Source organism: Bacillus sp. FSL P4-0290, assembly GCF_037975435.1.
GTDB lineage: Bacteria > Bacillota > Bacilli > Bacillales > Bacillaceae > Bacillus > Bacillus subtilis.
Map to the genome: position 1 here is coordinate 2,917,827 of NZ_CP150253.1, position 26,554 is coordinate 2,944,380.

Sequence of the window (26,554 nt, forward strand, 5' to 3'; positions counted from 1 at the left end):
TCACTTCCTATCTCTGTTTATTTCGCATCGTACCAAGATGGGCCTGATGCAAAGTCCACCTTTAACGGCACATCTAATGCAAGCGCATGCTCCATCACTTCAGGAACAAGCTTTTCAAGAATTTCAATTTCTTCCCTTGGCGCCTCAAAAATCAATTCATCGTGTACTTGAAGCAGAAGCCTTGCTTTCAACTGTTTTTCTTTCAGCTTGGCAGCCATGTCAATCATGGCTTTTTTGATAATATCAGCGGCGCTTCCTTGAATCGGCGTATTCATGGCCGTCCGCTCCGCAAAACTTCGGATATTAAAATTCCGGCTCGTCAGCTCAGGGATGTAGCGGCGGCGATGCATAAGCGTTGTTACGTATCCTTTTTGCTTCGCTTCCTGTACTGAATCTTCCATGTACGCTTTTACGCCTTGGAAACTTTCCAGATAGCGGTCGATAAATGCTCCCGCTTCCTTCCGGGTAATGCCGAGGTTCTGTGACAGACCGTAATCGCTGATCCCGTAAACAATGCCAAAGTTGACCGCTTTCGCCTGGCGTCTCATCGCAGATGTCACTTCATCCTTAGCGACATGGAACACATCCATTGCCGTTTTCGTGTGAATATCCATATCATTTGTAAAAGCTTCGATCAGATTTTCATCCTTTGAAATATGGGCAAGCACCCGCAGCTCGATTTGTGAATAATCGGCTGCAAAAATGAGCCAGTCTTTTTCAGACGGCACAAAAGCTTGGCGAATTTTCCGCCCTTCCTCAAGCCTGATCGGAATGTTTTGCAGGTTCGGATCAGTCGAGCTGAGACGGCCAGTTTGCGTTAAGGCCTGGTTAAATCGCGTGTGCACTTTATGCGAATCCGGTCTCGTCACCTTTAAAAGCCCTTCGATATATGTTGATTGAAGCTTGCCAATTTGTCTGTACTGTAAAATATAGTCGACAATATCATGCTTGTCAGCCAGCTTTTCAAGCACATCGGCAGACGTAGAATAGCCTGTTTTCGTTTTCTTTACGACAGGAAGGCCGATCTTTTCAAATAAGATGACGCCTAGCTGTTTCGGAGAATTGATGTTAAACGGCTCTCCCGCAATCTCATGGATTTTTTCTTCATATTCCTTCAGCTTCGCACCCAGTTCTTCACCCATCCGTTTTAAACGGTCAACATCGACCTTGACGCCAGTTGATTCCATTTCGCCAAGAATAAGCGCAAGAGGCATTTCCAGCTCTTCAAACAGTTCAAGCTGGTCGTTGTTTTCCAGCTCCTGAACGAGCTTTTCCCGAAGGCTTTGAATCGCTAACGCTTTTCGGCCAAGGTGCTCAGACAGTACGTCTTCTGACGGCACTGCCCGTTTTGCTCCTTTTCCATAAACTGATTCATCACTTGAAACGATATGCAGGCCGTAATCCTTAGCCACACTCGCAACGTCGTCATATGAATTGCCCGGGTTGATGATATAAGCCGCAAGGAGCGTATCAAACTCGGCTCCTTTCAGCTCAATGCCCTGCCAGCGCAAAGCGACAACGGCCCGCTTGCTGTCGAAGACCCATTTCTTCTGCTCGTCATTTTCCACCCATTCTTTAAACACCTCAGACTCAACGGCAATGTCTTTCGGAATGAAATAAGCTCCCGTTTCATTTACGATCGAAAATCCGAGGATCGGCTCTTCATGATAATTATCGCCAATCTGTTCAACGACAAATGCGGATGGAGAAACCAATATATCGCTTGTCACGTCTGTGACTGTTTTGACATTAATGTCTTCCAACGATTGATCCTGTTCTGCTTCTGCACTGTCTTCTCCAAGCCGTTCAAGAAGCGTGTTGAAGCCAAGATCTTTAAAGATGGCAATGACCTGTTCACGATTAAAGCCTTGATATTCCAGGCCGGAAACAGATACCTCAATCGGAGCATCCGTCATAATTGTCGCAAGCTCCTTGCTCATCAATGCCTGATCCTTAAACTCCTCAAGCTTTTCCTTCAATTTCTTTCCGCTCACCTCGTCAATGGACTCCAGCAGCTTTTCAACCGAATCAAATTGTTTTAAAAGCTTAATCGCAGTCTTTTCTCCGACGCCGGGCACACCCGGAATATTATCTGAGGAATCGCCCATCAGACCCTTCATGTCAATGATTTGTTCAGGCGTAAGCCCGTATTTCTCTTTGACATGCTCCGGTGTGTAAAATTCAACATCGGTAATTCCCTTTCTCGTAATGGCAACTGTCGTTTTGTCCGTTGCCAGCTGTGTTAAATCCTTATCTCCTGAGAAAACCTTAACTTCAAATCCGTCTTTTTCAGCCGATTTGGCCAGTGTGCCGATAATATCATCCGCTTCATATTGTTCCAGTTCATAGCGGCTGATCTGGTAGGCATCCAGCAGCTCGCGGATAAACGGCATTTGTTCGGAAAGCTCAGGCGGGGTTTTCTGTCTGCCGCCTTTATATTCTTTAAATGTGCCGTGACGAAATGTTGTTTTCCCGGCATCAAACGCAACCAGCATGTGCGTCGGTTTTTCATCCTCAAGCATTTTCATCAAAATCATCGCAAAGCCGTATACAGCATTCGTATGAACACCTTTATCATTGCTTAACAGCGGCAATGCAAAAAACGCCCGGTAAGCCAGACTGTTTCCGTCTACAAGCACTAATTTTTTTCGTTCCGTCATTCAATTTCCTCCTAAGAAGCCTCAGGCTTCCATTCATCTCTTACATAGTCATTAGCTCCTCTTATTTTAACAAAGTTCAATTTGAAAGGAAAATACGTGAACTATAAGAGAAGACACAAAAAAGGACGGGAACACAAATAGGTTCCCGCCGTCAAAATTGGCTCCTTGGATGAAGGGGTTCTACTACATCCTACCAGCATAGGTTTAACAGTGCATGAAGATATTGTTAAACCTTTGTAAACATTAGGCTGACTTTTCAGCGGCCCGTTTCAGCGTCACGGTAAAGACAGTTCCCCGTCCAGGCTCGCTTGTGACATCAATTTTCCCTTCATGAGCCTCTATTAAATGCTTGACAATCGCAAGGCCCAGCCCGGTTCCGCCCGAATTCCTGCTTCTGTCTTTATCTACGCGGTAAAAGCGTTCAAAGATGCGCGGAATTTCTTCTTTCTGAATTCCGATTCCAGAATCGGCAACCTCAATCTGAATGTCTTTTTCTCTGGGCTTTACATTGATAGCCACGGAGCCCCCCTCAGGCGTGTAGGTTAACGCATTGTTTACGAGATTAAGAAATACCTGTTTCAGCCTGTACGGGTCACCAGATACATATTGAGGGTCTTTCGGGACATTCAGGTGCAAGGAGATGCCTTTCTCATCCGCCTTATGCTTCAGAAGCGTTTCAATCTCAACAAGCATTTTGGCCGGCTCAAACGTTTCGATACTGAGCGTGAAATTTTGCTGCTCGATTTTTGAGAGATCGAGCAAATCCTGAACCAAAGACTGAAGCCTTTCGCTTTCCTTAAGAATAATAGAGAGAAATTCAGAAAGCGCCTCTTTGTCCTCCATCGCCCCATCCAATAACGTCTCCGTAAACCCTTTTATGGATGTAATCGGCGTTTTCAGCTCATGAGAAACATTGGCCACAAAATCCTTCCTCATCTGCTCTAATTTCTTTGTTTCCGTCATGTCATGGAAAACGAGCACAATTCCTTTCCATTCATCGTCCGGACCCATAATCGGAACGCCGTCCACTTCAAAATAACGCCGTTCTATTTTGATCGGAAGTCTTAACAGCTTGCATTTCTTTGTCTCCGTCATAAAAATGTCTTCGACAAGCTGGATCACTTCTTCATGTTCAAATGCATCGTGATAAAGACGGCGCAGCATATGATTCGGATTGATATGAAACTGCTTGGCGTAAGACCTGTTTACGAGATTAATAAAGCCTCTTCCGTCGATCATAATCAGCCCGGAGCCAATGTTTTCAATGACTGTCAGCAGCCGATCCCGCTGCATTTCCTGCGTTCGCGTCATTTCCATCAGATCAATGGCAAGGCTGTTCATCGCATGTCCTAGCTTATCAGAACGCCTAATATAGCCGCCGTACGTCCGTGCATCGTAGTTGCCCTTAGAGAGTTCTGTGGCTACATTTGTCGCTGACTCAATTGACCTTTTATAACGTGAGGTCATGCTGGAATAAAAATAAACAATGACGATAAATGCGGTACAAAGACTGGCCGTCAGCATCCCCCACAATTCGCCTTTTAAGCCGTCGCTTTTTTCAGAGGCGGAAAGCAGCACATATCCTGTTTTTTCACCTTCGCTTCTAAGTGAAAGTCCGTAATAAAGCTTGTAATCTGTTGTTGACAGAATACCCTCATGGCCAGAAACAAGCGCCTGCACCTTTTGGGAATCAGCCGATCTCCCGTTTGACCCATACAGCACCTTGCCGTCTGTATCGATAACGGATGCGCTCACATCAAGCGCGCCGCCTGCATCTTTAATGATTTTCTCATTTGCTTGATCATTTAGATTGCCGGCATCAAGAAGCGAAGCCAAGTATTTTGCTTCTTTTTCAATGTGTTCCTCTGCTTTCCTTTGATCAGATGTTTCAAAAAGCTGCTGTAAAAACAGCCCGAGAACACAAAACACCAGAATCATACAGACAACGAATACAGAAAAAAGGCGCACACGGTATTTATTCATTCATTTTTGGCTCCTCCAGTTTATACCCCAATCCCCTAATCGTTTTAATGTAGATCGGTTTTTTGGTATTGTTTTCAATTTTGTCGCGAAGATGGCTGATGTGCACATCAACAATTCTCGTATCTCCGGCAAAATCATAATTCCAGACTGCGCTCAGCAGCAGGTCTCTTGTCAGAACTCTGCCTTTATGTCTGCCTAAATAGAGCAACAGTTCGAATTCTTTCGGTGTCAGTTCAAGCTGACTTTCTTTAAAGTACGCTTCATAATGATCAGGCAGGATTTTCAGATCGCCGATTACGATCTGGCCTTCCATTTCATCGTTCTTCATCTCACTAGAGGGCGCAGCTATTTCCGAACGCCTTAAAATCGCTTTGACTCTCGCATTTACTTCCCTTGGACTGAACGGCTTGGTCATATAATCATCAGCACCGAGCTCCAGCCCTAATACTTTGTCGAATTCCTCATCCTTCGCTGTCAGCATTAAAATGGGAAACATCAGTTTTTGCTGTCTCAGCTGCTTGCATACTTCGATTCCGTCCAATTTTGGAAGCATCACATCAAGCACAATCAAATCAGGCTTCTCTGTTTCCGCTTTTTTGAGTGCTTCTTCCCCATCCGAGGCGGTAATGACATCATAGCCTGACCGTTCCAAATTGTACTGTAAAAGAGTAACAATAGATTCTTCATCATCCACAACTAAAATTTTCTTGTTCATGCTGTGCCTCCAGTATTATAATTCCCCGACATCCTATTTCTCTATTTTATGTCATCTTAACATGTTTCATGATTTTATTTTAGCGAAAGCAGGACATTCCGACAATTCGCCTTTTACATCATTTTTAAAAGAAATAAAGACGCTTATGATAGCGCTTTCATTTATAGTAAAAAGAGAAAGGCTGTATTAAGCAAGCCTTTCTCTCTTTTTATTAGGATAATACTTTCATGACATTTTTGACAGATTCAACTGATTTATTCAGCTGCGCTCTTTCATAGTCTGTCAGTTCAAGTTCAATGATTTGCTCAAGACCGTTGCCGCCTACAATTGTAGGAACACCAAGGTAGATGCCTTCATAGCCGTATTCCCCTTCAAGATAAGCAATTGTAGGAAGGACGCGGCGCTGATCTTTCAAGATCGCTTCGACCATTTCTGTCAGAGAAGCCGCAGGCGCATAATACGCGCTTCCGTTTCCAAGAAGATTCACGATTTCGCCTCCGCCTTTTCTAGTGCGCTCCACAATTGCGTCAATCCGTTCTTTCGGAATAAGAGTTTCAAGCGGGATACCGCCAGCATAAGAATAACGCACAAGCGGAACCATATCGTCACCGTGTCCGCCGAGTACGAAACCAGTCACATCTTTCACTGACAGGTTTAATTCCTCTGCCACAAATGTTCTGAATCTTGCCGTATCAAGCACACCGGACTGGCCGATTACACGCTCTTTAGGGAAGCCTGATTCTTTGTACACCGCGTATGTCATTGCATCAACAGGATTTGTCAGCACCACAATAATAGAGTCAGGAGAATATTTCACGATTTCTCGCGTAACGCTTCTCATAATCTTTTCGTTTGTAGAGACCAGATCATCTCTGCTCATACCAGGTTTTCTTGCGATACCGGCTGTAATGACAACAATGTCAGAGCCAGCTGTATCCTCGTAATTAGATGTTCCCGTAATTTTTGCGTCAAAGCCTTGAACTGGGCTTGCTTCAAGCATATCAAGCGCTTTTCCCTTTGTCGGGTTCTCCAATTGCGGAATGTCAACAAGAACAACGTCTGCCAGCTCTTTTTGAGCGATTAAAAATGCAGTTGTAGCTCCGGTAAAACCTGCTCCGATAACAGAAACTTTTTTACGAGTATTTCCCATGTCTCTCTTCTCCTTTATGGCTAGTTTTAGGCTTTTTCCTTGCTTAGTCCATGTTTTTGATCAGTTCTTCTCCAAACTCTGAACATTTCACTTCAGTCGCCCCGTCCATTAATCTGGCAAAATCGTAAGTTACGACTTTGGAAGCGATTGTTTTTTCCATAGATTTGATAACCAAATCAGCCGCTTCGTTCCATCCTAAATGCTCAAGAAGCAGAACGCCTGAAAGAATAACTGAAGATGGGTTTACTTTATCAAGGCCTGCATATTTAGGAGCCGTTCCGTGCGTCGCCTCGAAAATCGCATGTCCTGTTTCGTAGTTGATGTTCGCTCCAGGAGCAATGCCGATTCCGCCGACTTGCGCAGCAAGAGCATCAGAAATGTAATCTCCGTTCAAGTTCATTGTCGCAACGACATCAAACTCGTTTGGACGCGTTAAGATCTGCTGAAGGAAAATGTCAGCAATGCTGTCTTTGATAATGATTTTTCCTGCTGCTTCCGCTTCGCTTTGCGCTTTGTTGGCAGCGTCTTTTCCTTGTTCTTCAGCAATGCGGTCATATTGAGCCCATGTGAAGACTTTATCTCCGTATTCTTTTTCAGCAAGTTCATAGCCCCAGTTTTTGAAGGCGCCTTCTGTGAACTTCATGATGTTTCCTTTGTGAACAAGCGTTACAGATTTGCGGCCATGCTCGATCGCATAATCAATGGCAGCTCTGACCAAGCGGCTTGTTCCTTCTTCTGAAACAGGCTTAATGCCGATACCTGATGTCTCAGGGAAACGGATTTTGTTGACGTTTAACTCATTTTGAAGGAAGCTGATAAGCTTTTGCACTTCTTCAGAGCCTTTTGCATACTCGATGCCTGCGTAAATATCTTCTGTATTTTCACGGAAGATGACCATATCAGTATCTTCAGGGCGTTTTACCGGTGACGGCACTCCAGTAAAGTATCTTACAGGTCTTAAGCAGACGAATAGGTCAAGCTCTTGTCTGAGCGCTACGTTCAAAGAACGGATACCGCCGCCGACAGGTGTCGTTAACGGGCCTTTAATCGCGATGAAATATTCGCGGATCACATCTAATGTTTCAGCAGGGAGCCACTCACCTGTTTTATTATAAGCCTTTTCTCCGGCGTAAACTTCTTTCCATGTAATTTTCTTTTCGCCTTTGTATGCTTTTTCTACTGCTGCTTCCAAAACCTTCGAAGCCGCGTTCCAAATATCAGGACCGGTTCCGTCTCCTTCGATAAATGGGATAATCGGGTTGTTTGGTACGTTTAATACTCCGTTAGAGACTGTAATTTTTTCACCTTGTGCCACAATAAAAACCTCCCAGTATGTAATTCATATTTAGAAAACATTTTATTTTTCTTATATAGAAAACAAAATGATTTTTCCCAACATTCAATTTAAAGTGTAACCCAATTTTGATGTTCTGAACAAGAGGCTAACCTCATTGACGCAAGCCAGCCTCCAATGGTTCTTTAGGCTCTTTCTTCAATCGGAACGAATTTTTGTTTGTCAGGGCCTGTGTAATCTGCCCGCGGGCGGATCAGACGGTTGTTGTCATACTGCTCAAGAATATGAGCGAGCCAGCCGGACATTCTGCTTACAGCAAAAATCGGTGTAAACAAATCATGGTCAATACCGAGGCTGTGATATACAGAAGCCGAATAGAAATCAACGTTAGGCGGAAGCTTTTTCTCTGATGTGACGATGTCTTCTATACGAATCGACATCTCATACCATTTGCTTTCGCCTGTCAGGTTGGTCAGGCGCTTGCTCATTTCTTTCAGATGCTTCGCGCGCGGATCACCATGCTTATACACACGGTGGCCGAATCCCATGATTTTTTCTTTCTTTTCAAGTTTAGCGCGGATGTACGGCTCAGCGTTTTCCACTTCACCGATTTCTGTCAGCATTTTCATAACGCCTTCATTCGCTCCGCCGTGAAGAGGCCCTTTCAGCGCGCCGATTGCTGCAGTAATGCCTGAATAGATGTCAGAAAGTGTTGCGACGCAGACCCTCGCTGTGAACGTTGACGCGTTCAGCTCATGGTCAGCATGTAAAATCAATGCTTTGTTGAAGGCTTCAACCTCAATTGGTGAAGGCTCTTCACCGTTTAATGTGTAAAGAAAATTCTCCGCAATACCGTAATCTTCTCTCGGTTCAACAGGCTCAAGACCCTTGCGAATTCTGGAAAACGCTGCAACCAGGCCAGGCACCTTTGCCTGAAGGCGGATCGCCTTTCTGTAGTTGGCTTCCGGGTTCATGGTATCAGCCTCGCTGTCAAGCAGGCCTAGTAATGAAATTGCTGTCCGAAGAGCAGCCATGGGATGAACATTTTCGAGGGTATAAGATTTGAAGTGCTCAATAATTTCTTGCGGAACGGCAGCTTCCTTTGCAAGCTGCTGCTTTAACTCTTCAAGCTCTTTTTTGTTTGGCAGCCTTAGATGCCAAAGCAAGTAGATGATTTCTTCAAAACTTGCATTCTCTGTCAAATCATCGATATCATACCCCACATATGTAAGGGTATCATCAATAATAGAACTAACAGATGATGTTGTTGCTACAACCCCTTCAAGACCGCGTGTCGCTGTCATATATAACATCTCCTTTTCAATAAATTTCCCCTTTAAGAGTGTTGTAAAAACATGAGGCTTACTTAAAAAGCACGATGCAAGTATTTCTCTCCCCCAAAAAGAAAATGCTTACATTTTACTGGCTGCTGGAACTAAAACCCTTTGCTTATGAAAGAACATAACAAATTCTTATAAGCTTATTTAAGTTTAAGCCTATTCTCATTATAAACAATAATCAGACATTTGTTAAATGTTTACCTATAATTTTTTTTTTCATTCTGTGATTTCCCCGAAAAAACGCCTTTATTTGCGGGTTTTTGCATAAAAAAAAAGCGGCTTTAAGGCCGCTTTTTTTTATGAAGTGAACAGTTTTACGATCTGCATGGCTAAATAAGCAATCCCCGCTCCGATCAGCGGCCCCACCGCAACTCCTCCAAAAAGCGCGACTGCAAGAATGGTCCCGATCACGAGAGCAGTTGTAATATGCGGATCATTTTCAAGCAGGGCCAGGCCGTTTTTTGCAATCAGCGCCACTGCGATCCCCGCTCCAAGGGCGATCCATGCGTAGGAAGACCGCATTGCTTCTCCAAGCTGCTTAAATCCGATTTCTCCCGTGGCAATCGGGACAAGAACGGCGATGGTAATAATGGTCACACCCCAGTTAATGCCTTTTGACTGGATGGTCGGAAATAATTTCTGATCAAGCCCAACGATTTTGATGATCAAAAGGACGGATACAGCAAAGAGCAATGATTGGTTTTTTGCGATAAGTGCGATAGCCAAGAGTAAAATTAAAAATAAATTCGCTTGTGTAAACACATGCCATCCCTCCTTTAAGATGAATGTATTCATATTCAGCCGCAGCGTGAATACATATAAAAAATAGGACATGCTGACGAGAGGAGGACCGTTTTCGTGAATCAATCTTATATCACTATTTTTTTCAGAACCCTCTTTGTCATATCAATGACCGCAGGGTCGATAGCTGCGGCCTATTATTCGTTTCCGTTAACTTATCCGTTCCTGATCGCCCTTATTCTTTCTTCAGTGATTCATCCTGTTGTCGATTATTTGGACAAAGTGACAGGATTCCCCCGAACGATAAATGTTCTGGGCGTTCTTGCTTTTTTTCTGCTCGCAGCCTTCGGCGTCCTCACCATTCTGGTAGCCGAAATCGTAACGGGAACAGCCTATCTAGCAAAAACGCTGCCTCCGCATATCAGCACGTTTATTTCATATTGCGAAAAATTGTTTACCACTCATATTCAGCCGCTCTATAACGAGTTAACTCTTTTGTTTCAAGAATTGGAAACGAACCAGCAGGCTTCCATCGTCACTCATATCCAGACACTCGGTGATTCTGCCGCTAAAAATGCCGGGCTCCTGCTGTCCCACATTCTAGAGATGATCCCGAGATTTTTCGCTCTTCTTCCCAATACGGCGGCGGTTCTGATTTTTTCTCTTCTGGCAACCTTTTTTATGACAAAGGATTGGCATAAGCTGAAAGCCATGCTTGTTTTAATTCTGCCGGATCGTGTGACAGCTAACAGCAAAGCAATCAGCAGCGAATTAAAAAAAGCAATGACTGGTTTTATCAAAGCACAAGCCGTCCTCGTTTTCATCACGATGGTGATTGTATTTATCGGCCTTTCTCTCTTAAAGGTTGAACACGCCGCAACAATTGCTTTTTTAATCGGGCTTGTAGATCTTCTCCCTTACTTAGGTGCCGGCTCCGTATTTGTGCCCTGGATTTTGTATTTATCGATTACGGGCCAGCTGCCCCAAGCAATCGGAATTGGTATCCTGTACCTCGTCGTTCTTATTCAGCGGCAGCTGACAGAGCCCAAGATACTAAGTAAATCTATCGGGATCGATCCGCTGGCAACACTCATCGCCCTGTTTGCCGGCTTTAAATTATTCGGGTTTTTAGGACTGATTGCGGGACCGGCTGTACTCGTCATCATCCAAGCTTTCATCACAACAGGCGCATTAAAAGAAATATGGTCCTATATCACCGTTCAGCAAAAATAAAACGGCAGCCGTTTTTTCATGGCTGCCGTTTTTTATTTGATGATGATCCGCTTATTCTTCGACATTCCTCTCAGCCATTTGAACAGAATCGGCTTACACCAGCCGCGGGTAAACGGGATAAGAAGACAGGCGCCGGCCAAATCTGATAAAAAGCCCGGAAGCATCAGCAATAGACCGCCAATGAAAATGCACAGACCGTCAGCAATCGCTTCTCCCGGCATTTTGCCATATTGAAGATCACGCTGAACCTTATAATACACTTCGGTTCCTTGTTTTTTTGCAGCTGCTGCGCCGATAATGCCAGTCAGAATCATGAATAGAACTGTCGGCAAAATACCAATCAGCTTTCCTAAAAATAGGAATATACCGATTTCTATTGCCGGAAACACAATAAAAAGCAAAAACAAAAATCTCATTTCCAAGCCCCCCACACGTGTAACACGTTCTGTTCAACAAAAGGCATGATAAAGAGAAAAGGAAGGGATTCCCCTTCCATTTTCACCTGTAATTAAAGAACGCTCGCACGGCCTTGATAGACTGCGCCTCTGGAAGCGTCAACTGTAATATCCTGGCCATCTGTCAAAATAGATGTCGCATTTTCCAGACCCACGATAACCGGGATGCCAAGGCTTAATCCGACTACCGCAGCATGGCTAGTCAAACCGCCTTCTTCTGTAATAAGAGCAGACGCTTTTTCAAGGGATGCAATCATATCACGGTCAGTGCTTTTGGTAACAAGTACCGCACCGTCAGTCATTTTTTGCTCAGCTTCTTTTGCATTTTGTGCAACGACAACCGGACCGTAAGCTGATTTGCGTCCAATGCCTTGGCCTTTAGCGATGATATCGCCGACAGTATGAACCTTCATTAAGTTCGTAGTGCCGGACTCACCGACAGTGCCAGCTGTAATAACGATAAGATCGCCGTGTTTTACAATTCCGCTGTTCAATGATTTTTGGACAGCATCCTCAAGCATCTCATCTGTTGAGCTCGCATTTTGGCCGCTTTCCGCGAATACGCCAGATACGAGGGCAAGCTTTCTGGAAATAGAGTCATTTACAGTAACCGCAACAATCGGAGCCTGCGGACGGTATTTTGCAATCATACGTGCTGTATGGCCGCTTTCTGTCGGCGTTACGATCGCAGCAGCATTCAGGTTAATCGCCGTATGTGCGACAGATTGTCCAATTGCGTCTGTAATTGTCATGCCCACTTGGTCTCTGCGTTTTGAGAGAATTTCTTTATAATTTAATGCTTCTTCAGAACGGGACGCGATGTTATGCATTGTTTGAACTGCTTCAACCGGGTAACTTCCGGCAGCAGTTTCACCAGAAAGCATGATCGCATCTGTTCCGTCGAAGATCGCGTTTGCAACGTCACTTGCTTCCGCACGAGTCGGACGCGGGTTGCGCTGCATGCTGTCAAGCATTTGTGTCGCTGTAATAACAGGTTTGCCCAGCGCGTTGCATTTTTTGATCAGTTCTTTTTGCACAAGCGGCACTTCTTCAGCTGGAATTTCCACACCTAAGTCTCCGCGTGCAACCATTAAGCCGTCAGACACTTCGAGAATCGCATCGATGTTGTCAACGCCCTCTTGGTTTTCGATTTTAGGGATGATTTGAATATCCTGAGCGTTGTGCTCTTCAAGAAGCTCACGGATTTCGAGCACATCCGTAGAACGTCGAATGAAAGATGGTGCGATGAAGTCTACTCCTTGCTCAATACCGAAAACGATGTCTCGCGCATCCTTTTCAGTAATCCCCGGAAGATTGACACTTACGCCCGGTACGTTAACACCTTTTTTATTTTTGAGTGTTCCGTTGTTTAATACTTTTGTTTTGATTTCGCGTTTAGCGGCATCTACATCAAGTACCTCAAGACCGATAAGGCCGTCATCTAACAGAATCGTTGAACCTTGTTCAACGTCATGGACTAAACCTTCATATGTCACTGAAATTTTATCTGTTGTTCCTACAACCTCGTCCATTGAAATAATGAGCTCTTTGCCTGTTTCAAGCTCAATACCGCCGTTTTCCATTGTATGTGTGCGGATTTCAGGACCTTTTGTATCAAGCAGAATTCCAACGTTCTTGCCAAGTTTTTTACTTGCTTCGCGGATATTTTTAATTCTTGCACCGTGCTCCTCAAAATCTCCGTGAGAAAAGTTTAATCGAGCCACGTTCATTCCTGACTCCATTAATTTCGTAAGCATTTCAATACTTTCACTTGCCGGACCGATGGTACAAACAATTTTAGTTTTTCTCATTTGGTTCACTTCCTTCTGAAATCTTCAGCCTTCAGCTGTACATTAGATAGACAGTTCTTTTGAAAGCTGATACATGTTTTGCTCAACTGTGTGTTTTGTCTCAAGTATTTCTATAATATCATGGTCTACAAGCTTATTGTTTTGTATACCTACACAGCGTCCGCCTTTTCCTTCAAGCAGCAGTTCAACTGCATATGCGCCGAGACGGCTTGCTAACACACGGTCAGCAGCACTCGGAGAACCTCCGCGCTGGATATGGCCCAATACAGATACCCTAGTTTCAAGATTTGTTTCTTCTTCAATGCGTTTCCCGAATTCAACACCGCTGCCTACACCTTCGGCAACAATAATAATACTGTGCTTCTTGCCGCGTTCGTGGCCGCGTTTTAAGCGGGCAATGATTTCGTGCATGTCATAGTCTGCCTCAGGGATTAAGATCGATTCCGCGCCCCCTGCAAGACCGGCCCACAATGCGATATCGCCGGCATGACGGCCCATTACTTCGATTACATATGTACGTTCATGAGAAGTCGCTGTATCGCGAATCTTATCAATTGCGTCAATTACTGTATTTAAAGCTGTATCGAAACCGATTGTAAAATCAGTGCCCGGAATGTCATTATCAATTGTACCCGGTACACCTACACATGGAAACCCGTGTTCCGTTAATTTTTTCGCACCCATATATGAACCGTCTCCGCCGATAACAACAAGGCCTTCAATACCAAGCTTCTTCAAGTTTTCTATCCCTTTTTCACGGCCTTCAACTGTTTTGAATTCAGGACATCTTGCCGTATAAAGCTTAGTTCCTCCACGATGTATAATATCGCCTACTGATCCAAGTTCAAGCTTTTCAATCTTTCCGCTGATCAATCCCGCGTATCCGTTGTAAATACCGTAAACTTCAACGTCATGATAGATCGCTTTTCTGACTACTGCGCGAACTGCTGCGTTCATTCCCGGGGAATCCCCGCCGCTCGTTAATACCCCTATACGTTTCATTCTCCATTCACCTCAGCAACATATATGATTAAACATAACATGATCATTGCCCTAAAAACAATGAAAAGGGATCTCCATCCTCCCTATGAAACCTTACCTATTATACAATTAAATAAATTGTTTTTAAATAAAATTTAAGGAATGTCACAAAAAATAAACGTGAGCCAAAGGCTTCACGTTTATTTAGTTTACCCCGATATATTGATCTTCAACCGAGACTTTGCCAATTGCTTTATATTTTTCATAGCGCTGCTGAACTAATTCTTCTTCGCTCAGCTTCAGTAAAGTTTTTAACGATTGTTTAAGGGTTTCGTCCATATAGCTTGCCTGCAGCTTCACATCATGGTGCGCTCCGCCTTTTACTTCTTTAATCATATGATCTATAATACCTAATTCTTTTAAATCCGGCGCAGTGATTTTCATTGTTTCTGCTGCTTTTTTAGCAAGACTGGAGTCCTTCCATAAAAGTGCCGCGGCACCTTCCGGAGAAATAACAGAATAAGTAGAGTTTTCCAGCATATGCAAGTGATTGCCCACACCCAGACCAAGGGCTCCGCCGCTTCCGCCTTCACCAATGACGATGCAGATAACAGGCACTCGAAGGCCGGCCATCTCAAACAGGTTTTTGGCAATAGCTTCACTTTGTCCTCTTTCTTCAGCTGCTCGTCCAGGGTATGCCCCCTTCGTATCAATAAAACAGATAATTGGTCTGTTAAATTTGTCAGCCTGTTTCATCAGACGAAGCGCTTTTCTGTAGCCTTCTGGATGCGGCATCCCAAAATTGCGGACTAGGTTTTCCTTCGTGTCTTTGCCGCGCTGATGCCCGATTACCGTTACAGGGAGGCCGTGGAACTTCGCAATCCCGCCGACAATGGCTTCATCGTCCCCGTACGCTCTGTCTCCGTGACATTCAAAAAAGTCGGTAAACAGGTGTTCGATATAATCAAGAGTTGTCGGACGGTCCGCCAGACGCGCGATTTGAACCCGGTCCCACGGCTTCAAATTTTTGTAAATATCATCCTGAAGCTTAGCGAGACGGTCTTCGAGCCGTTCGATTTCCGCACTTAGATCCATATCGGAATCTTGGGTGAATTTTTTTAGTTCGGCGATTTTGGTTTGCAGTTCAATCACCGGTTTTTCAAATTCTAATCTTGGAGCCACTCAATGTCACCTCCTGTTTGATGCATATCCAGCAGATTTTCTAACGTTTTTTTCATATCGTCGCGATGAATAACCGCATCAAGCTGTCCATGTTTTAATAAAAACTCAGCCGTTTGGAAGTCCTCAGGCAGTTTTTCTCCTATTGTCTGTTCAATAATCCGTCTTCCAGCAAAACCGATCAGCGCGCCAGGCTCAGCGAAATTGTAATCGCCAAGGGATGCAAAGCTTGCTGATACGCCCCCGGTAGTCGGATGCGTCATTACTGAAATAATAAGACCCTGTTCTTCACTGAACAGTTTTAACGCAGAGCTTGTCTTTGCCATCTGCATCAAACTTAATACGCCTTCCTGCATTCTAGCACCGCCTGAAGCCGTAAAAATAATAAACGGAACTTTATCAGCTTTTGCTTTTTCAATCGCAAGCGTGATTTTTTCACCGACGACTGAACCCATGCTGCCCATTCTGAATGAAGAGTCCATGACGGCGACAACAGCCGGGTGTCCGCCGATGGTGCCCTTGCCTGTCACAACAGCCTCGTTTAAGGATGTTTTCTCGCGATCTTTTTCAAGCTTTTCCAGATATCCCGGGAAACCAAGCGGATTTTCCGAGAGCATTCCCTGATTAAATTCCTCAAAGGATTGTTCATCCATCAAGCTTTCGATACGCTGTTTTGCGTTCATTGGGAAATGATAATCGCAGTTCATGCATACCCGCATATTTTTATCCAACTCTTTAGTGAGCATGATTTTTTTACACTTAGGACATTTTGTCATAATGCCTTCCGGAACATCGTGCTTCGCTTGATCAGACGGTACGGAAGCATACTTTTTCTTTTTCGTGAATATATCCTTTAACAAATGATTACCTCCCTTTTGTGAAGGGTTCTCTTCACCGCATGTCATCAAACAGATAGACTTGCTAATAACTTTACCGAAACTATTGTACTTTTTTTGTCAAACGCTGTCATCCTCAATTCGACAACTTTTTATTCGATGACGTGCTCGGAAAGGCTTGTATGAAATCAGATAAGGTGTTGAAACGACAAGGTTGACAGCGTATTCAAAAATAATGTTAAACCCGGCTGAAATTTTTTTAAGGCTAACCCCCTAAAAAAATTTCAGCCGTCAGTTTAACTTGAGAACAGCGCGTCGGTCTCCGCCAACGCGCTGCCATTTTTGGAATGAATTAAAATTATTCACCAATAATCGTAAGTTTTCTTGTTTTTTCTGCGACTTCCTCAGGGTCAACAGTGATTCTTGCAACACCTGTTTCCATCGCAGCTTTTGCCACAGCCTTCGCAACAGCAGGCGCAACACGTTTATCAAACGGTGCAGGGATGACATAGTCTGCGCTAAGCTCATCTTCTGAAACCAGTGAAGCAATGGCTTCAACCGCTGCGATTTTCATTTCCTCGTTAATATGAGTGGCACGCACATCAAGCGCTCCGCGGAAAATACCTGGGAATGCAAGAACATTGTTTACTTGGTTCGGGAAGTCAGAACGGCCAGTTCCGATAACGCTTGCTCCGGCTTCACGCGCATCTTCCGGCATGATTTCCGGATTTGGATTTGCCATTGCAAAGATAATTGGATCTTTTGCCATGCTTTGAACCATTTCTTTTGTTAACGCGCCTGCTACAGAGACACCGATAAATACGTCAGCATCAACGATGACATCTTTCAGAGAACCGTCTTTGCGATCTTGGTTCGTGAACTTCGCCACTTCATTTTTGACATCGTTCATGCCGTTCGGGCGCCCTTCATAAATGGCCCCTTTGGAATCGCACATCACAATGTCGCGAACGCCATAATGATGAAGAAGCTTGATAATCGCAATGCCAGCCGCACCCGCGCCGTTTGCGACAACTTTAATGGATGACATGGATTTTCCAGACAGTTTCAGCGCGTTCACAAGACCTGCTACGGTTACAATGGCAGTACCGTGCTGATCATCATGGAAAACCGGGATGTTTGTTTCTTTTTTGAGGCGCTCTTCAATGATAAAGCAATTTGGCGCTGCAATATCTTCAAGGTTGACGCCGCCAAATGTCGGTTCCAGCAATTTTACAGTTTCAACGATTTTATCAACATCGTTTGTGTTTAAAGCAATCGGGAACGCATCTACGCCCGCAAAGCTTTTGAAAAGAACTGCTTTCCCTTCCATAACAGGAAGCGCCGCTTCGGGGCCGATGTTTCCAAGGCCAAGTACAGCTGTACCGTCAGTTACAACTGCTACCATGTTCCCCTTCATTGTATAATCATATACTTTGTTAATGTCTTCATGAATATCCTTACACGGTTCTGCAACACCCGGAGAATAAGCGAGGCTTAGATCTTTCGCATTTCTGACCTCTACTTTTGATTTAGACTCCAGTTTCCCCTGGTTGACTTTATGCAGGTGTAATGCTTCTTCTCTTAATGACATTCTACTAAACACTCCTTATGGATATTTTTTGATTCGTATACTGCTGCGTTGATTGCTGCATTCTGCGGAGTAAATCTATCTGAATATTTAAACAGGATCACATAATTGCTCCAATTGTATAACAAAAAGCGAATCGTTACCACTGTTTTAAAACGACGTTTTTTTGACCCAACAGCTCTTTTAAGCGATATAACACCTGGTGATCTGCATTGATATGGAACGACTCAGGTAGCTTAATCGTCTGTTTTTGCCTTTCATAATAGAGATAAACGCCTGTTTCCCCTTTATGCTCCAGCAAAATGCGCTTAATCTTTGCCAGGATCTCCTGGCTGTGCTGACTGCTTTCTATTTTTATATAAACCGATGGCGCTTTTTCTGCATCCATATTTTCTAATAATTCTGCCCGGGACATGATGAATTGGATCTTATCTTGTCTTACTTCGCATTTCCCCGCTGTGAACAAAAGAGCGCCTTCTCTTAAAACGGGAGAAAGCTGTCTGAATTGTTCAGGGAAGACTACGGCTTCTATCTCGCCGGTTTCATCACTGAGCGTTAAAAACGCCATGTTTTGACCTGTTTTCGTCCGAATCGTTTTGATCTTCGACAGCAGAACGCCTAGTGAAAGCTGCCTTTTGACTGCCCGCTGAGCCTGTAGAATGGAGACTGCTCCTTGCGCAGTGAGCTGTTTTCGGAAGGCGGAGAGGGGATGATTTGAAAAATAAATGCCGAGCGTTTCCTTTTCAAATGCAAGTAAATCCACTAGCGGAAGCTCTTCCGTTTCCACATACTTCGGCTTAATTGAAAACGATTCATCTAAAAACAATCCCATTTGGTCATCGTCCGCGGCGAATAGCTCAGCATGTTCCAAAGCAACATCAATGGATGCGAGCAGCGTGGCCCGGTTTTGGCCGAATTCGTCCATCGCACCAGAAAAGATAAGTGCTTCAAGCATTTTGCGATTTACGCTTTTTGACGGCACGCGAAAGCAGAAATCGAAAAGATCTTCAAATGGTTTCTCTTTTCTTGCTTTATATATATCTTTGACTGCTGAGACGCCTACACTTTTTATCGCGCGGAGGCTGTATCTGACAGATCCGTTTTCAACGGTAAACGGAAAACTGCTTTTATTCACTGACGGAGGAAGGATACGAATCCCGCTCCCCTTTGCTTCGTAAAGATATTGAGAGATTTTATCCTCATTGCCAATGACGCTTGTCAGCAATCCGCACATAAAATATAACGGATAATGAGCTTTCAAATACGCAAGCTGGCACCCGATCATGCTGTATGCCACCGCATGGCTTCTGTTAAAGCCATAGTTTGCGAATTTGACGATTAAATCGTAGACCTCATTTGCAGTGTCTACAGAATACTCCTTTTTTAAGCACCCTTCAACAAAATGGCTTCGCTCTCTGTCCAGGATTTCTTTTTTCTTTTTGCTGACCGCCCTTCTCAATAGGTCCGCTTCGCCTAAAGAAAACCCCGCCATACGGGAAGCAATCATCATAATTTGTTCCTGATACACAATGACGCCATATGTATCTTCCAAAATGCTCCTTAAATCTTCATGAGGATAATGAACAGGCGCCCGGCCGTGTTTACGGTCGATAAATAACGGAATATTTTCCATCGGACCCGGCCGGTACAGTGCATTGACTGCCACAATATCTTCTAGGCCCGAAGGTTTCAGCCGTTTCAAGACGCTTCTCATCCCTGCAGATTCAAGCTGGAAAATGCCTGTCGTATCCCCTTTTGACAGCAAGGAGAACGTTTTGTCATCGCTGTAGGAAATACTTGAAAGATCTATTTTAATATTTTCTTCTTTTTCAATCATTAAAGTGATGGATTCAATAAGTGTCAGATTCCTCAAACCTAAGAAATCCATTTTTAAAAGGCCCAAGTCTTCAAGATGGTCCATCGCGTATTGCGTTAAATAGATCCCTTCATGCCCTTCTTGAAGCGGAACAACATCTGTTAACGGTTCTTCACTCAGGACAACGCCCGCTGCGTGGGTTGATGCATGCCTTGGCAGCCCTTCTATTTTCCGGGCAATTGAATAGACTTGCTGAAGCAGGCTTGACTCCCGAAGCCGCTTATCCAGCTGCGGTGACTGCTGTCTCGCTTCATCCAGCGTCATTCCCGGTCTTGAAGGAATGAGTTTTGCAAGCTGATCTGCCTCCTTCGGGCTGACGCCGAATACTCTGCCGACGTCCCGGAGCGCCGCCTTTGCCGCAAGTGTTCCAAAGGTGATAATCTGTGCGACGTGCATTGCACCGTATTTCTGCTGAACATATTGAATGACTTCATCCCTTCTAGTATCGGGAAAGTCAATATCAATATCCGGCATGCTGACGCGTTCGGGATTTAAAAATCTTTCAAACAGAAGGTGATGCTTAATCGGGTCAACATCTGTGATATACAGCACATATGCCACAAGAGAACCCGCCGCAGAACCTCTTCCCGGTCCTGTAACAATCCCTTTTTCATGGGCGTGCTTCATAAAATCCCACACGATCAGAAAGTAATCGCTGAACTTCATCCGCTTGATGACATCAAGCTCATATTGAAGACGGCGAAGGTATCGTTCACTAGGCTTGCCGAAACGGCTGCGGAGTCCCTCCATACAGATATCCGTTAAATAATCATCAGCGGACGTTCCGTCTGGGGTCGGAAAAGACGGTAGACGGGTCTGCCCGAGACTGACGTCAACCCGGCATTGTTCCGCGATCTCTACAGAAGCTTGCAGTGCCCTGGGATGCTCTCGATAAATGTTTTGCATTTCTTCGAGTGGTTTCAAATCGAGATCAGGCAAATCTTCAGCGGGTGCATCCGTCAGTTTTTCCCCCGCTTTAATCGCTTTCAAACAACGGTAGGCAGCCTTATCTTCCTTCCTTATGTAATGCACATCGCCTGTGGCCGTAACAGGGATACCCGTTTCTTCTGATAGCTTTAGAATCTGCTCAGACAAGACTTGATTCCCTTTAAAAGGCTGATAGGAGAAATAAAAAGCTCCCTTTCCGAATATAGACTGAAATTCCAGCGAGGCTTGAGCAGCCTGTTCGAACAGCCCTCCTTCAAGAAGCGTTTCAATATATCCTTTTTCGCCGGGCGTTATTGCGATAATCCCTTCTCGATAACTGTGAAGCCATTTCGGCTTCAGTCCGCCTTTTGATTTAGATTGCAGAACGCTGCTGATTTTCAGCAGGTTTTGATAGCCTGTATTTGATTTTGCCAGCAGGACGAGCGGGTATGCTTCAAGCTCGCTGTCATCTGTAAAAACAGAAGCCGTCAAACCGATTATTGGGTTGATCCCTCTCGCCTTGCAAGCTTTATAAAATTGAATAGCTCCGTACATGACATGATCATCTGTCAGCGCCAAAGACGCATATCCGAGCCTGTCAGCTTCACTGACGAGCTCTTCCACAGCCGCGGCGCTGTTTAGCAGGCTATACCCGCTATGCACTTGCAGGTGAACAAAAGACATGCTATCACCTCTTTCTCATTACGATCCATTTCTTCCTTCATTATAAGGCCGGTTTCCAAAAGAAACAAATGTTCTTTTTTGACTCATCATCATACTTGTCCTGAAAGCTCAATATGATATAAAAGGTGAGGTGATAAAGATGGATCAGGAAGCAGGATTTATGGTGAATTTTATCAATAGCTACTTCATTGCGTTAGGGGTGCTGATCGGGGGCGCACTCATTGGGGGGCTCGGAGCATACTTGGCAGGCGAACCCCCGCTTACAGCCATTACAAAGCTTGCCAACCGGTTAAAAATATGGGCGCTTGTCGCAGCTATCGGAGGCACCTTTGATGCGGTATACAGCTTTGAACGCGGCATACTCGAAGGCAATACGAGAGATATTTTTAAACAGCTTCTTTTAATTATTTCGGCCATGGGAGGCGCGCAAAGCGGCTGGCTTATTATATCATGGCTGACCCAGGAGCATCTTTCTTCATGAGGGTCCCCCAGCATTACAAAAAACCGGGATGGCAGCGTTTTTTCGCGGGAATGATGTGCGGAGCCGCAATTAGCTGGTTCTTTTTCCTGTTTACTTACGGAACATTCCAAGAGGAGCAAGTCAGCCTCATCGAAAAGCAAAAAGAGCATGTTAAAGACTTGAACAATCAAATTTCGATCTATCAGGAAGACCTCCATAAACTGAATGAAGATAATAAAAGAAAACTGCTGATTCAAAGCGTCAGCGTCAAATTGCTGAATGGGGATAAATATAAAATATCACAGCCGGATAAAACGAAATTCGAGGAGCATGTAAAGGATGATATTTCAGAGGTGATTACAAAAGACATAGAGAGCGTCTATCAAACAAAGGATCTCTTGAAGCGGACAATTGAAAATAAAGTCTATATGATTAATGAAAAAAAATACGAGGCAACCGTCAGAGAATTGATTATTTATACGAGGCTGACAGTGGAACTTGAAATATCTTTCGCCACATAATTATGGATTTTTTTTAAATTCTCCAAACTTCTGTCGCTTTTTCCCATTCTTTTTTATAAACTATATGTGAGGCTTAATGGCGAAAGGAAGGAGGAAGGGAAATGGAGGTTTACAGTGACCGTCAGTTAGCAAAAGATCAAGCAGCCCGTCTCAGACAAGGTTTTTCTGCATATGCCGAAACAAACTCACTCGCTTCCCTCATCAAAAAAGAACTTCAATCACACAATCTCCAAGTCTACGAGGACCTTACTGATTTCGGCTGCTGGTTCATCCCCGTCACAGATGAACACTAAGAGAGAGGGTCTCCCCTCTACTCGTGTTCTTTACATAATGTTTCCAGATCAGCTAAAATCCGATCAGCTTCATCCCAGCTGTAAATAGAGGCGCCTGAAGCTAACGGATGCCCTCCGCCGTTGTATTTCCGGGCAAGTCCGTTAATGACAGGCCCCTTCGAACGGAATCTGACTCTGATTTGATCGTCTTCTTCTACGAAAAACACCCAGGCGCGAATACCTGAGATATTGCCAAGCGTCCCGACAAGCTGCGACGCTTCAGAAGCCGTTGTGCCGAATTTTTCAAGCGTATCCTTTTTGATGAAAACAGAAGCAGCCCCGTTTTCGGACAAAGACACATTTTGAAAGATAAAGCCGTTAAGCTTCACCACATTCAGTTTTGTTTCATACAATTGATTAAATAACTCTGAGGAAGAGAATGGATACTGAATGAGCTCGCCTGCATATTTTAATGTTTTTTCCGTGGTATTCGGAAATAAAAAGCGTCCGGTATCTCCAACAATGCCGGCGTAGATCAGCTCTGCCGCTTTCGTATTCAGCTTCCAGCCGTGCTCTTTTCCTTCTAAATACAGCTCGTAAATCATTTCACTTACTGAGCTGGCGCTTGTATCGACCCAGAGAAGGTCACCGTATGGATCTTCGTTCGGATGGTGGTCGATTTTCATTAGTTTGGCGCCTGAAGGATAACGCTGATCGTCGATTCTTTCCTGATTTGCCGTATCGCAGACAATGACAAGTGCGCCTTCATATGTTTCATTGTCCACCTCATCAAGGGAATATAAGAAAGAGAGGGACGGTTCAGGCGTGCCGACCGCAAAAATATTTTTTTCAGGATATGTTTCACGCAGGATTTCCGTAAGCCCGCACTGTGATCCGTAGGCATCCGGATCAGGACGCACATGTCTATGTAAGATAATCGTGTCATATAATGATATGGTTCTGATCAATTCTGTTTTCATTTGATACTCCTTTATTGTTTTTATTCATTAAATCACATTCTCTGCCGACGGAAAAGAAAAATAACGTCAAAACCAAGCCCGTTTTTGTATAAAATGGGTTTGTAAACTTTTACGATGGAGGATTTCATTTATGCTGGTTCTTGTTTTTTTGATTGGGCTTTCCGCCTGCTTTTATGTGTACTATAAAGTAAAAGGCGTACGGGCAAAGCCATCTTTGGCAAAAGAAATATGTTCAGCAAAATCAAGCATGGCCTTAGGGTCACTAGTCCTGTTCTACGGGCTCAACCAAATGATATTATTCCATTCAGTATTAACGTTAGTAATCGGCGGTATCTTTATCGTCATAGGAGCAGGAAGCGCTTGGGCAGGTTATAAAGCCTTCAGGCATTACAATCCCCTTCACGCCAAAGAAGCTGAAAGAGATCACGCGTAAGGGGCGCCTGAACGTCCCTTAGCTTCTTTCCATCAGCTGAACCATCAGCATCGCTTTAGACACGATATGACCTTGGCTGTGCACTTCCACTTCCATTTTCCCAAACTTTCTGCCAGCCTCCAAGATGCGAGGTTTGACTTCGATGACTGATTCCATCTGCACAGGCTTCAAAAAGAAGATGGTGATGCTCTCTATGACGAGTTCGCCGCGTTTTTTCGAGCGCAAAAATCGGTTTGCCGCTTGCGTCAAAATGGTCGTAAATACGCCATAAGAAATGGTTCCAAGCTGATTTGTCATTTGCGGCGTGACTTCATACTCGTAAACCGTTTGATCTTCTTTATCATCACCCTCATCTTTAAACCCCCTTGAAACGATATCATCAAGCTTCTCCCCGACCTGCGGCTGCTTTTGAATCATTTGAAGAGCTTTCAATACGTCTTGGCGGCTGATCATGCCGATGAGTTTTTGGTGGCCGTCAGTGACGGGAAGCACTTCGATCCCTTCCCATACCATCATTTGCGCAGCTGAAGCGACAGATGTTTTCCCAATAACCGTGACGGGATTTTTGGTCATGACTTTTTCTATAGATGCATTTCGGTCATGGCCAGCAATATCTTTTGATGTCAGAATGCCATGGATTTTCATTTGATCGTCGACAACCGGAAAGCGGCCGTGCCCCGTTTCAAAATTTTTCTCATACCATTTTTCAAGTTTATCCTTAGGCGAAAGATATACCGTGCGGTCAGCAGGTGTTAGGATGTCCTCCACCAAAACAATTTCTTTTTTGATCAGCTGGTCATAAATTGCCCGGTTAATCATCGCGGCAACTGTAAAGGTGTCATAGCTCGTGGATAAAATCGGCAGTTCAAGCTCATCTGCCAGCTGCACAATGCTGTCATCCGTGTTAAAGCCTCCGGTCACCAATACGGCCGCGCCCGCTTCAAGCGCCTGCCTGTGTGCATTGATTCTGTTTCCGACAATCAAAAGATTCCCCGCTGCGGTGTAACGCATCATCGCGTCAAGCTCCATCGCGCCGATGACGAATTTATTCAATGTCTTATGGAGCCCTGCCCTGCCTCCGAGCACTTGTCCGTCTATAACATTTACAACCTCTGCATAGGTAAGCTTTTCAATGTTCTCTTTTTTCTTTTGTTCAATTCTGATTGTGCCCACACGTTCAATTGTGCTGACAAACCCTTTATTCTCTGCTTCCTTGATCGCTCTGTACGCGGTTCCTTCGCTTACTTTCATTTCCTTTGCAATTCTTCGGACAGAAATTTTTTCACCGACAGGCAGTGAATCGATATACGTTAAAATTTGTTCATGCTTCGTTGCCAAGCCTTTCACCTCTAAGGACAGTCTTCTTGTTTTTATTATAAGGTTTCAAAGGATTTATACGCAATGAGGCTGGAAAATAAAAAAGAAGCCCGACCGGCTTCTTACAGCGTTGATTTCGTTCCAGTCAAGCGCAAGGACCCCGTGGCTCCTTTTACATCGTAAAGCGGAAAAACCCTTTATTTTTCTTTTAAATGGACATCAACCGCTGTCTTAACAATATTTCGATTCCCTATTTTAGATAAAACAAATAAAACTGCGGATAGCCATATCGCCCCTATGGCCGTATAGATCAATGGATAAACAGCTGTGTTTGTGATCCATTCACTTATTAATGTTCTGGCATTTACCAGAATAATAAATCCTCCTACAAGCACACCCATCAATTGCGGATGAAACTTCTGCACCAGCCATGCTGCGATAGGGGCAGCGATAATTCCGCCGGCCATTAGTGAAAACACCCATAACCAATTGACGTCCTCCCATCCTAATGAAATAAGAAAACCGGCAGTTGCAGATACGGCGATGGCAAATTCACTTGTGTCTACAGTCCCGACAACTTTCCTCGGGCTCAAGCCTTTGCGGGATAATAAAATCGGAGTGGTCACCGGTCCCCAGCCGCCTCCGCCTGTGGCATCTGCAAAACCAGCGATCACTCCCAATGGGATGGATTGTTTTCGGTTTAACGGCACATGCTTCTTCTCAAGAGCCGGCTTATATTGAAATAAAAACCTGATCAATACATATCCGCCCAGAAGGAGCAAAAACAAAGAAATATAGGGTTTCGCCACATCTCCAGGTAATTGGCTGAGGAATGCCGCGCCTAAAAAAGCGCCTATAGAGCCGGGAATGACAAGCTGATAAACGGTTTGTTTGTCAACATTGCCAAATTTAATATGCGACACTCCCGATGCGGCAGTCGTTACGACTTCCGCTAAATGGACAGAAGCTGAAGCCACAGCAGGTGTGATGCCAAACGCCAATAACAAAGAAGTTGAGGTAACCCCATAAGCCATACCTAACGAACCGTCTATTAACTGCGACAATAAACCAATAAATGCAAAAACGATTAATTTCTTCATCAGAACACCCCATCTATA

At 44.4% G+C, this 26,554-nt stretch carries 22 protein-coding genes; 5 read left to right on the forward strand and 17 right to left on the reverse strand.

The window, feature by feature from the left end; all coding sequences use genetic code 11:
* Positions 1–17: 17 nt before the first annotated feature.
* The 7 genes from polA to MKY10_RS15395 form a co-directional block, all read right to left on the reverse strand.
* Positions 18–2,660: a DNA polymerase I gene (polA, locus tag MKY10_RS15365; protein ID WP_015251480.1), complete on the reverse strand. Its 2,643-nt coding sequence runs from the start codon at positions 2,658–2,660 to the stop codon at positions 18–20.
* 243 nt (positions 2,661–2,903) lie between these two features.
* Complete coding sequence (gene phoR / locus MKY10_RS15370; RefSeq protein ID WP_015251479.1) at positions 2,904–4,643, reverse strand: sensory box histidine kinase PhoR; 1,740 nt, start codon at positions 4,641–4,643, stop codon at positions 2,904–2,906.
* On the reverse strand, positions 4,636–5,358 hold the full coding sequence (gene phoP / locus MKY10_RS15375; protein WP_003229442.1) for a two-component system response regulator PhoP: 723 nt from the start codon (positions 5,356–5,358) through the stop codon (positions 4,636–4,638). The genes phoR and phoP overlap by 8 nt, the downstream gene beginning before the upstream one ends.
* 211 nt (positions 5,359–5,569) lie before the next feature.
* On the reverse strand, positions 5,570–6,508 hold the full coding sequence (gene mdh, locus MKY10_RS15380; protein WP_003237775.1) for a malate dehydrogenase: 939 nt from the start codon (positions 6,506–6,508) through the stop codon (positions 5,570–5,572).
* Between the two features lie 43 nt (positions 6,509–6,551).
* Positions 6,552–7,823 carry an NADP-dependent isocitrate dehydrogenase gene (icd, locus tag MKY10_RS15385; RefSeq protein WP_003229433.1) on the reverse strand — a complete coding sequence of 424 codons (1,272 nt, stop codon included), beginning with the start codon at positions 7,821–7,823 and terminating at the stop codon, positions 6,552–6,554.
* 164 nt (positions 7,824–7,987) lie between these two features.
* Positions 7,988–9,106: a citrate synthase gene (gene citZ, locus MKY10_RS15390; protein WP_339225954.1), complete on the reverse strand. Its 1,119-nt coding sequence runs from the start codon at positions 9,104–9,106 to the stop codon at positions 7,988–7,990.
* Between the two features lie 333 nt (positions 9,107–9,439).
* A complete protein-coding gene (locus tag MKY10_RS15395; RefSeq protein WP_015251478.1) occupies positions 9,440–9,904 on the reverse strand; it encodes a DUF441 domain-containing protein in 465 nt (154 codons plus the stop codon).
* Between the two features lie 96 nt (positions 9,905–10,000).
* On the opposite strand from MKY10_RS15395, the gene ytvI reads away from it, so the two are divergent.
* Positions 10,001–11,116: a sporulation integral membrane protein YtvI gene (gene ytvI, locus MKY10_RS15400; protein WP_004399115.1), complete on the forward strand. Its 1,116-nt coding sequence runs from the start codon at positions 10,001–10,003 to the stop codon at positions 11,114–11,116.
* A 32-nt stretch (positions 11,117–11,148) separates the two neighbouring features.
* On the opposite strand, the gene MKY10_RS15405 is transcribed toward ytvI, so the two are convergent.
* The 7 genes from MKY10_RS15405 to dnaE form a co-directional block, all read right to left on the reverse strand.
* Positions 11,149–11,532 (reverse strand): FxsA family protein, encoded by a 384-nt coding sequence (locus MKY10_RS15405; RefSeq protein WP_015251477.1) that lies wholly within the window; start codon positions 11,530–11,532, stop codon positions 11,149–11,151.
* Positions 11,533–11,624: 92 nt separating this feature from the next.
* Entirely contained in the window at positions 11,625–13,382 is a 1,758-nt protein-coding gene (gene pyk, locus MKY10_RS15410; RefSeq protein ID WP_004398560.1) for a pyruvate kinase, read from the reverse strand.
* Between the two features lie 42 nt (positions 13,383–13,424).
* The gene (gene pfkA, locus MKY10_RS15415) at positions 13,425–14,384 is read right to left on the reverse strand and encodes a 6-phosphofructokinase (protein ID WP_003237788.1); all 960 of its coding nucleotides are present in this window, start codon (positions 14,382–14,384) and stop codon (positions 13,425–13,427) included.
* Positions 14,385–14,567: 183 nt separating this feature from the next.
* Positions 14,568–15,545, reverse strand: a complete 978-nt coding sequence (accA, locus tag MKY10_RS15420) for an acetyl-CoA carboxylase carboxyl transferase subunit alpha (protein ID WP_003229417.1) — start codon at positions 15,543–15,545, stop codon at positions 14,568–14,570.
* Positions 15,530–16,402: an acetyl-CoA carboxylase, carboxyltransferase subunit beta gene (gene accD / locus MKY10_RS15425; protein WP_003223544.1), complete on the reverse strand. Its 873-nt coding sequence runs from the start codon at positions 16,400–16,402 to the stop codon at positions 15,530–15,532. Before accD ends, accA begins: the two co-directional genes overlap by 16 nt.
* 334 nt (positions 16,403–16,736) lie before the next feature.
* On the reverse strand, positions 16,737–17,969 hold the full coding sequence (gene maeB, locus MKY10_RS15430; protein WP_014664951.1) for an NADP-dependent malic enzyme: 1,233 nt from the start codon (positions 17,967–17,969) through the stop codon (positions 16,737–16,739).
* A 136-nt stretch (positions 17,970–18,105) separates the two neighbouring features.
* Positions 18,106–21,453, reverse strand: coding sequence for a DNA polymerase III subunit alpha (dnaE, locus tag MKY10_RS15435; RefSeq protein ID WP_048654958.1), 3,348 nt, complete (start codon positions 21,451–21,453; stop codon positions 18,106–18,108).
* Between the two features lie 139 nt (positions 21,454–21,592).
* Between dnaE and ytrH the strand changes: the two genes are divergently transcribed.
* From ytrH to MKY10_RS15450, 3 genes are all read left to right on the forward strand, one after another.
* Positions 21,593–21,934: a sporulation membrane protein YtrH gene (ytrH, locus tag MKY10_RS15440; RefSeq protein ID WP_003229410.1), complete on the forward strand. Its 342-nt coding sequence runs from the start codon at positions 21,593–21,595 to the stop codon at positions 21,932–21,934.
* Positions 21,931–22,434, forward strand: coding sequence for a sporulation membrane protein YtrI (ytrI, locus tag MKY10_RS15445; protein ID WP_015251473.1), 504 nt, complete (start codon positions 21,931–21,933; stop codon positions 22,432–22,434). Before ytrH ends, ytrI begins: the two co-directional genes overlap by 4 nt.
* 101 nt (positions 22,435–22,535) lie before the next feature.
* Positions 22,536–22,727: a hypothetical protein gene (locus tag MKY10_RS15450; RefSeq protein WP_003229407.1), complete on the forward strand. Its 192-nt coding sequence runs from the start codon at positions 22,536–22,538 to the stop codon at positions 22,725–22,727.
* Between the two features lie 17 nt (positions 22,728–22,744).
* On the opposite strand, the gene nrnA is transcribed toward MKY10_RS15450, so the two are convergent.
* Positions 22,745–23,686: a bifunctional oligoribonuclease/PAP phosphatase NrnA gene (gene nrnA, locus MKY10_RS15455; protein ID WP_004398971.1), complete on the reverse strand. Its 942-nt coding sequence runs from the start codon at positions 23,684–23,686 to the stop codon at positions 22,745–22,747.
* Positions 23,687–23,816: 130 nt separating this feature from the next.
* Here nrnA and MKY10_RS15460 point away from each other — a divergent pair, with 130 nt between their 5' ends.
* Complete coding sequence (locus tag MKY10_RS15460; protein ID WP_003229401.1) at positions 23,817–24,119, forward strand: YtpI family protein; 303 nt, start codon at positions 23,817–23,819, stop codon at positions 24,117–24,119.
* A gap of 18 nt (positions 24,120–24,137) precedes the next feature.
* On the opposite strand, the gene MKY10_RS15465 is transcribed toward MKY10_RS15460, so the two are convergent.
* Positions 24,138–25,457, reverse strand: coding sequence for a CBS domain-containing protein (locus MKY10_RS15465; RefSeq protein ID WP_004398641.1), 1,320 nt, complete (start codon positions 25,455–25,457; stop codon positions 24,138–24,140).
* Between the two features lie 176 nt (positions 25,458–25,633).
* Entirely contained in the window at positions 25,634–26,536 is a 903-nt protein-coding gene (locus MKY10_RS15470) for a sulfite exporter TauE/SafE family protein (RefSeq protein ID WP_015251472.1), read from the reverse strand.
* Positions 26,537–26,554: the final 18 nt, after the last annotated feature.

Excerpts from the sequence above, each read along its gene's own strand:
- MKY10_RS15460 (WP_003229401.1), top strand. The coding sequence starts at position 23,817 with ATGCTGGTTCTTGTTTTTTTGATTGGGCTTTCCGCCTGCTTTTATGTG.
- pfkA (WP_003237788.1), bottom strand. The coding sequence starts at position 14,384 with ATGAAACGTATAGGGGTATTAACGAGCGGCGGGGATTCCCCGGGAATG.
- mdh (WP_003237775.1), bottom strand. The coding sequence starts at position 6,508 with ATGGGAAATACTCGTAAAAAAGTTTCTGTTATCGGAGCAGGTTTTACC.
- ytrI (WP_015251473.1), top strand. The coding sequence starts at position 21,931 with ATGAGGGTCCCCCAGCATTACAAAAAACCGGGATGGCAGCGTTTTTTC.
- dnaE (WP_048654958.1), bottom strand. The coding sequence starts at position 21,453 with ATGTCTTTTGTTCACCTGCAAGTGCATAGCGGGTATAGCCTGCTAAAC.
- MKY10_RS15450 (WP_003229407.1), top strand. The coding sequence starts at position 22,536 with ATGGAGGTTTACAGTGACCGTCAGTTAGCAAAAGATCAAGCAGCCCGT.
- citZ (WP_339225954.1), bottom strand. The coding sequence starts at position 9,106 with ATGACAGCGACACGCGGTCTTGAAGGGGTTGTAGCAACAACATCATCT.
- MKY10_RS15470 (WP_015251472.1), bottom strand. The coding sequence starts at position 26,536 with ATGAAGAAATTAATCGTTTTTGCATTTATTGGTTTATTGTCGCAGTTA.
- pyk (WP_004398560.1), bottom strand. The coding sequence starts at position 13,382 with ATGAGAAAAACTAAAATTGTTTGTACCATCGGTCCGGCAAGTGAAAGT.
- maeB (WP_014664951.1), bottom strand. The coding sequence starts at position 17,969 with ATGTCATTAAGAGAAGAAGCATTACACCTGCATAAAGTCAACCAGGGG.
- MKY10_RS15405 (WP_015251477.1), bottom strand. The coding sequence starts at position 11,532 with ATGAGATTTTTGTTTTTGCTTTTTATTGTGTTTCCGGCAATAGAAATC.
- nrnA (WP_004398971.1), bottom strand. The coding sequence starts at position 23,686 with ATGAAAACAGAATTGATCAGAACCATATCATTATATGACACGATTATC.
- ytrH (WP_003229410.1), top strand. The coding sequence starts at position 21,593 with ATGGATCAGGAAGCAGGATTTATGGTGAATTTTATCAATAGCTACTTC.
- phoR (WP_015251479.1), bottom strand. The coding sequence starts at position 4,643 with ATGAATAAATACCGTGTGCGCCTTTTTTCTGTATTCGTTGTCTGTATG.
- polA (WP_015251480.1), bottom strand. The coding sequence starts at position 2,660 with ATGACGGAACGAAAAAAATTAGTGCTTGTAGACGGAAACAGTCTGGCT.
- phoP (WP_003229442.1), bottom strand. The coding sequence starts at position 5,358 with ATGAACAAGAAAATTTTAGTTGTGGATGATGAAGAATCTATTGTTACT.